At 46.8% G+C, this 6707-nt stretch carries 7 protein-coding genes, 1 tRNA gene and 1 pseudogene; 1 reads left to right on the top strand and 8 read right to left on the bottom strand.

From position 1 onward, the window contains the following. The 8 genes and pseudogenes from Q0614_RS04495 to Q0614_RS04460 all read right to left on the bottom strand — a co-directional run. Positions 1–407: pseudogene (locus Q0614_RS04495) on the bottom strand (autotransporter protein); the annotation flags it as partial. 128 nt (positions 408–535) lie between these two features. Further along, the gene (rplT, locus tag Q0614_RS04490) at positions 536–892 is read right to left on the bottom strand and encodes a 50S ribosomal protein L20 (protein WP_005871091.1); all 357 of its coding nucleotides are present in this window, start codon (positions 890–892) and stop codon (positions 536–538) included. A gap of 98 nt (positions 893–990) precedes the next feature. After that, positions 991–1182, bottom strand: a complete 192-nt coding sequence (gene rpmI / locus Q0614_RS04485; protein WP_005871089.1) for a 50S ribosomal protein L35 — start codon at positions 1180–1182, stop codon at positions 991–993. A gap of 313 nt (positions 1183–1495) precedes the next feature. Beyond that, a complete protein-coding gene (gene infC / locus Q0614_RS04480; protein WP_005871062.1) occupies positions 1496–2017 on the bottom strand; it encodes a translation initiation factor IF-3 in 522 nt (173 codons plus the stop codon). Beyond that, on the bottom strand, positions 2014–3837 hold the full coding sequence (gene thrS / locus Q0614_RS04475) for a threonine--tRNA ligase (RefSeq protein WP_298786837.1): 1824 nt from the start codon (positions 3835–3837) through the stop codon (positions 2014–2016). The genes infC and thrS overlap by 4 nt, the downstream gene beginning before the upstream one ends. Before the next feature lie 101 nt (positions 3838–3938). Continuing rightward, positions 3939–5138 carry a multidrug effflux MFS transporter gene (locus Q0614_RS04470; protein WP_298786835.1) on the bottom strand — a complete coding sequence of 400 codons (1200 nt, stop codon included), beginning with the start codon at positions 5136–5138 and terminating at the stop codon, positions 3939–3941. Then, complete coding sequence (locus Q0614_RS04465) at positions 5122–5859, bottom strand: spore coat protein (protein WP_298786833.1); 738 nt, start codon at positions 5857–5859, stop codon at positions 5122–5124. Before Q0614_RS04465 ends, Q0614_RS04470 begins: the two co-directional genes overlap by 17 nt. Before the next feature lie 262 nt (positions 5860–6121). Further along, positions 6122–6196: transfer RNA gene (locus Q0614_RS04460), tRNA-Glu, on the bottom strand. A gap of 77 nt (positions 6197–6273) precedes the next feature. Here Q0614_RS04460 and Q0614_RS04455 point away from each other — a divergent pair. Further along, a partial coding sequence (locus Q0614_RS04455; RefSeq protein WP_298786831.1) for a hypothetical protein occupies positions 6274–6707 on the top strand: 434 nt, incomplete at its 3' end.

Here is a 6707-nt window from a genome sequence, read left to right as displayed (position 1 = left end):
CCGAAAGCCACATAAGGAACCAGCGCGCCGCCTATATTGGTAATGCCGTTCCAAAACTCGGCATTTACGCCGCTATTGCCCGTCCAGCGAAACGCAGGCATCATAACGCGCTGATTATTAAGCCTGCCCGAATATGAACCCTTTTTAGCAAAGCCTCTTGCATACTCGAGCTTGATACGAAATGAGTTTTCATACTCGTCGCTCGCGGAGCTATCGCTAGCCGCGTCGCGCCTGCTTAATTTCGCGCCCAAGCTATCCGCAGCGCTCATTACATCGGAACGGGAAGTGTTGTTGGAAGGTGATTTTTGCGCGTTTGCATAGCCCCAGGAATTCTGCTCGCTCGCATAGCCGAACCCTGCTGCACCGACAAGCGCAAGAGATACGATTTTTTTCAAAGACTTTAGCATTCTGCACCGCCTCAAATAAAATTATCCAAATTCTTAAATTTCGACAAATTTGCGGACGCGCTTTTAAAATTAAAAGCTTTGTCGAAATTTAAAAATTTAGCCGCCTTGGAGCGGCCAAATTTTAAAGCTTATTTTAATGCCGCTTTTGCTTTCTTTGCGACGGTTGCAAAAGCTTCGGCGTCGTTCATAGCCATATTTGCTAAAATTTTTCTATCAAGCTCGATGCCCGCTTTTCTAAGTCCGTTTATAAATTTAGAATAGCTGATGTCGTTTAGCCTGCAAGCTGCATTGATGCGCACTATCCAAAGTCTGCGGAAATCGCGTTTTTTCGCGCGTCTGTCACGGAAGGCGTAAACGAGGCTTCTCTCCAGCTGCTCTTTGGCCTTTCTGAAATGTTTGCGTCTTGCGCTATAAAATCCGCGCGCAAGCTTTAGCACCTTGTTGTGACGGCGGCGTCTAACGATGCCCGTTTTTACTCTTGCCATATTAATCCTTTCTTAATCGGCGTCCCTTTGGGGATCTTGCCCTAAAATCCATAAATTTAGGGGAGTTTGAATGACTTTCGTCAAAAACTAACTTCGCACTATTTGCAAAGCATTTTTTTAACCGCAGATACGTTCGTAGAATCGACGTATTGGGCCTCGCGCAAATTCCTCTTGCGTTTTTGAGACATCTTCGTCAAAATGTGGCTGCGAAACGCAGAGCCTCTTTTGATCTTGTTTTTGCCCGCTTTAAAACGCTTGACGGCACCGCGCACGCTTTTCATCTTTGGCATGGTCGTCCTTTTTTTAAAGTGAATGGGAAGTATATAATAAAGTTTCTTTGAAAAATTTGAATTTAAGGAATTTTATAGCTTAAATTAACGCAAGATAAATTTAAAGTTAAATTTTACCGCGCGTTTAGCTTGCGGTTCCGTTTAATCTGAAAATTCTATATAAATTTAAAGGGCTAAATTTAGAGATAAACTTAGCCCGCATTAAATTTTAAAATTTCGCTATTCGGCTTAAATTTACGCGCTGCGCCGCGGAGAAAACAGCGCAAAATTTTAAAATTTTGCCGCATGCAGCGCAAATACCGCTAAATTTACGCTACGCCTTTTTCGGCGTGATCAGCATATTTACGTAGCGGCCCTCCAGCGCAGGCGCCTTATCGCGATCGGCAACTTCTGCAAAAAATTCGTCCCAAATTTTATTGAGCAAATTTACGCCGATTTCCGGGCTCGACATCTCGCGCCCTTTTAAAAATACGCGAAGCTTGACGTGTTTGCCGCTACTAAGGAATTCTTTCGCGTGTTTTACTTTGTAATTAATGTCGTTTTGAGCGATTTTGGCGGACAGCTTAATCTCTTTCACCTCGATGATTTTTTGCTTTTTTTTCGCCTCTTTGAGCTTTTTTTCCTGCTGATAGCGAAATTTGCTATAGTTCATGACCTTGCAAACGGGCGGCTTTGCATCGGGCGCTATCAAAACCAGATCCACGCCCTCTCGCTCGGCGATTTGCAACGCCTGCGCCTTTGAAATTATGCCGTAAACCTCGCCGTTGTCGCCTATGCACCTGACTTCGCTAGCCGGAATGTCCTCGTTTAGAAAAACCTCTTTCTCTCTGCTCAAAAATTCACCTCGTTTAATTTAGCTTTTACGAAATTTAAAAACTCATCCAGCCCTAAATTTCGCTGTTCGCGCGCCCTGCGATCGCGCAAGGCCACGCTGCGAGCCGAAACTTCATTATCGCCTAGGACGATGATGAGCGGCACCTTCTGCTTTTCAGCCGTTCTGATTCGTTTATTTAACGTCTCGTTTCTATCTAAAATTTCGCCGTCAATGTCTGCTTCACGCAGCAAATTTAAAATTTCTTTCGCGTAGTCTGCGTGCGCTTCACCGATCGGCACGATCGATACCTGCGTAGGACAGATCCAAAACGGAAGCTCGCCCGCGGTGTGCTCGAGCAAAATCCCCACGAACCGCTCGAAGCTTCCCAAAATCGCGCGATGCAGCATCACGGGCTGCTTTTTTTCGTTATTTTCGTCGATATAGCCAAGCTCGAAGCGCGCAGGCAGGTTAAAATCGACCTGCACCGTGCCGCACTGCCATTTTCGACCGAGCGCGTCGGTGATTTTGATGTCGATCTTAGGTCCGTAAAAAGCGCCGCCGCCCTCGTCTAAGCCGTATTTTAAGCCCTTTTCGTCAAGCGCGTCTTTTAAAGCCTTCGTCGCGATATCCCAAACCTCGTCGTCGCCGACCGCCTTTTGCGGTTTGGTCGAAATTTCAAGCTCGTATTCAAAGCCGAAAGCCTTCATCAAAAGCTCCACAAAATCTAAAATTTCATAGACGTTTTCTTTGATCTGGCTTGGCATCACAAACAGATGCGCGTCGTCCTGCGTGAACTCGCGCACGCGGAAAAGTCCGTGCAAGACGCCGCTTTTTTCGTGGCGGTGCACGACGCCGTACTCGCAAAATTTAAGCGGCAGATCGCGATATGAGCGGATTTCGCTTTGATAAACCTTGATATGACCGACGCAGTTCATCGGCTTGATGCCGTATTCTTGCTCCTCGATCGTCGTAAAATACATATTTTCTTTGTAATTGCTGTAGTGTCCGCTGATCTTCCACGCGTCGGATTTTAAAATTTCAGGACCGCGCACCGGCTCGTAGCCGCGCTTGCGAAGCTGCCTATAAAGGCGCTCCTCGAGCTTTATACGCATCCTCGTGCCGGCAGGAAGCCAGATCGGAAGTCCTGCGCCGATCTGCTCGTCAAAGGTAAAAAATTTCATCTCGGCTCCGAGCTTTCGGTGATCGCGCTTCTTAGCTTCTTCAAGCATCGTAAGATGTTTTTTAAGGCTATCTTTATCGGCAAATACGACGCCGTAGATGCGAGTTAGCATCTCGCGCTTCTCGTCGCCGCCGAGATACGCCCCCGCGATGCGCGTAAGAGCAAAATTTTTCAAAAATTTCGTATTTTGCACATGCGGTCCGCGGCAGATATCCTCAAACTCGCCCTGCGCGTATAGGCTTACGGGGCCTTCGGGGATGCGCTTTAAAACCTCCTGCTTAAGATCGTCGTTTGCATATTTTTTCGCGACCGCCTCTTTTGTGGAGGCTATCTTTTTAATCTCTAAATTTGCCTCGGCGAGCGCGCGCATCTTTTTTTCGATCGTCTTTAAGTCCTCTTCGCCGAGCTTTTCGCCGTTATCTTTGCTGACGCGGATGTCGTAGTAAAACCCATCCTCGATCGCGGGTCCTACGAAAAATTTAGCGCTCGGGTATAGCTCGCGCACCGCCTGCGCCAAAAGGTGCGCACAGGAGTGGCGGATCACCTTTAGCGCGTCCTCGGAGTTATCGAAATATATCGGCTGCGCCTCGCTTGTGTGCTCGCCGATACTTTGAGTATCGTAAATTTCACCGTTAAGTTTATATGCGATAATATCGCTCATTGGCTTGTTTCCTTTTTACCGAATTGTCTTTCTTACACTGAAAGAACGAGAGCTAATTTTAGCTAATCAATCCTTAACGATAAATTTAAAAAATATTAAAATTAAAATTTTTGATTCTTTTCTCGCAATAAAAAATACACGGCGTTCGCACAAAGAGCACAAATCGCCATCACACTTGCGAGCAAAAACGGCTTATTCGCTCCCACTGCACCCACGATAAACGAAATAGCCCCGGCAATAGCAAACTGCGCAGTCCCCAGTACCGCCGAAGCTGCGCCAGAGTTGCCGTCCTTATACAGCGCCATCGCAAGCGTCGTGGCGTTAGGCGCGACAAAGCCGAGCGATGAAAGCAATACGAAAAGCGAAGCCTCAAAGCAGATGAAGGAAAGGCCAAGCATAGCGCATGCGAGCAGAATCAGGCTCATCACGAGCATCGCTATTAGACCGAAATTTAATAAAGCGGCGGGTTCGCGATTTTGCACGAGTTTGGCATTTAGTGCCGAAACAAGAGTCATTCCAAGAGCGTTTATGCCGAATACTGCGCCGAAGGCATGCTCGCCCAGCCCATAATAGCCCAAAAATATAAAGCTAGAGCCCGTGATATAAGCAAAAAGCGCGCTCATCGCAACTGCAAATCCTAGCGTATAGCGCATAAATTCCTTATTTCGCAAGATTATGCCGTATTCGCCAAGCACGCCTTTTACGCTAAGTGTAACAGTCTCGTCTATCTGCGCGCTCTCGTCGAGTCCAAAAAATATAAATGCAAAAAGCAAAATTCCAAGCGCAAACAAAATCGCAAAAATCGCTTGCCATGAGAAAAAATCTAGCACAAATCCACCTAAAGTTGGTGCTAGCATCGGCGCTAGCGAGCCTACGACCATCATCAGCGCAAACATCGCCGCAGCCTCGTGCAACTCAAATTTGTCATTAATAACAGCTCTCGCAAGTACCACTCCCGCGCACCCGCCCAAAGCTTGCAAAAACCTAAAAAATATAAACGCATAAACGCTATCAAAGCTCACGCAGGCAAGCGATGCACATATAAAAAGCAAAATGCCCGCGTATAACGGCTTTTTACGACCAAATTTATCGCTTAGCGGCCCATAAACGAGCTGTCCTAGCGCAAAAGCGATGAAAAAGCTCGCAACCGATAACTGCGTGTAAAACTCGCTCGTAGCAAAGCTTGCCTTTACCTTTTCCAGCGCAGGCAGATACATATCGGTAGACAAGGGCGCCAGAGCCGACATATAGGCAAGTATAATCACTAGCTTAAATTTAGCGAATTTACTTTGTTTGACCATCGTTTTTCTCAATTATTTTTAGGCAGAGCTCAAATGTGCGCACGAGCGCGTTTAGATCCTTAAATTTTTGCGGCAAAAGCCTAGCGATAAAATATATCGGACGCAGCGCAAGTACCGTAGCCCACGCACTTTGCACTACATCCTGCCCGCCGCTTGAGGCGTAGGTGCGAATGCCTGCGCGCACCAAGCCTTCGCTCAGCCCTTCACGACACAGATCATAAACAAACAGCAAAAAATCTCGCATTTTGGCTTTTTGCAGATCACCGCGCTCGCCGCGATTTTCAAAATCTATAAATTTCATCTCGCCGTTTTTTACTAAAACGTCGCGCAGCGCGGGTCTGCCGTGTATGAAGCCGCGCGAATGTAGATGTGCTAACGCCGCAGCGTAGCCCTGAATGAGCGCCACGCAAGATGCCTCATCCGAGCTTTTTAGCACCTCGTCCACCGGCGTGCCGCCGTCTTTGAGTACGAAAAAGTTCTCGTCTCGCAGCACCAGCTGCGGCACAGGCGCGCCGGCTGCGTACAAGCTCTCGCATTTTAGCGCTTCGTAATCGAAAGAGGCTTTCGGATTTGCTTTAAATATTTTCGTAAGCAATCCACCGCGGATGCGCAGTTCCGGCTGCTTTAGCCAGTATTTCTCACCCTCGAAACTAAAGCTCGCGACGCGCTCGCCAGGATGATTTTTTAGAATTTCATTTACATATTCTTTAAAATTTTGCATTCAATAAATTTAGCGAATTTTTTTTAGAAAGAGCTAAATTTGCGAGTTTTATTTCATTAAGTTCCATATGTCCGCATAAAATTTATTACGTAAATTCGGCGGGGATAAATTTTAAAATTATCAGGTAGAATTTTTATTGCAGTCTTGGAATTTTGTAGCGCAGGAAGCAGCAAAAGTGCATAATTTTGAAATTTAGAAATTAGATAAAATTTTAGAATTTTATAAAGCTAAGATTTGCGTCAAAAAATTTTAAAACTAGAAGTGGCGACCCCTACGAGATTCGAACTCGTTTTACCGCCGTGAAAGGGCGATGTCCTAACCGTTAGACGAAGGGGCCACTTAATCTGGTATTAAGATTAAAGGCGGTATTCTACTCAAGACGCACTTAAACCCAACTTAAATTAAGGATTATTTATGAAATGCTCTTTTCTGGCGCCGCTTGCACTTTCGCTTCTGCTCGCAGGCTGCGCTACCACTGCACTCAAGCCCGCTTCTACGCAAGCTGTAAATTTCACCGTCATTTCGCCGCTTACTCGCACCAGCGACGCGGGCTTTATGCGTAAATTTAAAAACCAAACCGAGGTTCAAATTTACGCAAGCGGCATCAGCGTGCTAAGCCTGGTTTTAAAAGGCGATAAAATTTGCATGAACGGCGCGTGCGACGACGAGCTCGTTTTCAATAAAAAATTCTTCGGCGCCGAGCACTACCGCGGGCTTCTCGGCCAAATCCTAGACGGCAAGCCGATCTTTGGCGGCAGCGACACGGGCGAGCGCCGTTGCCTCACGCAAAGCCTGCAAGACGGCTCTATCAATTATAAAGTTTGCCGCGGCAAGGACGGCGGCGGAAG

Origin of the sequence: uncultured Campylobacter sp. (assembly GCF_937997595.1) — a bacterium.
GTDB lineage: Bacteria > Campylobacterota > Campylobacteria > Campylobacterales > Campylobacteraceae > Campylobacter_B.
Note: the sequence above shows the minus strand (reverse complement) of the source record. Positions and strands in the feature narration are given on the sequence as shown.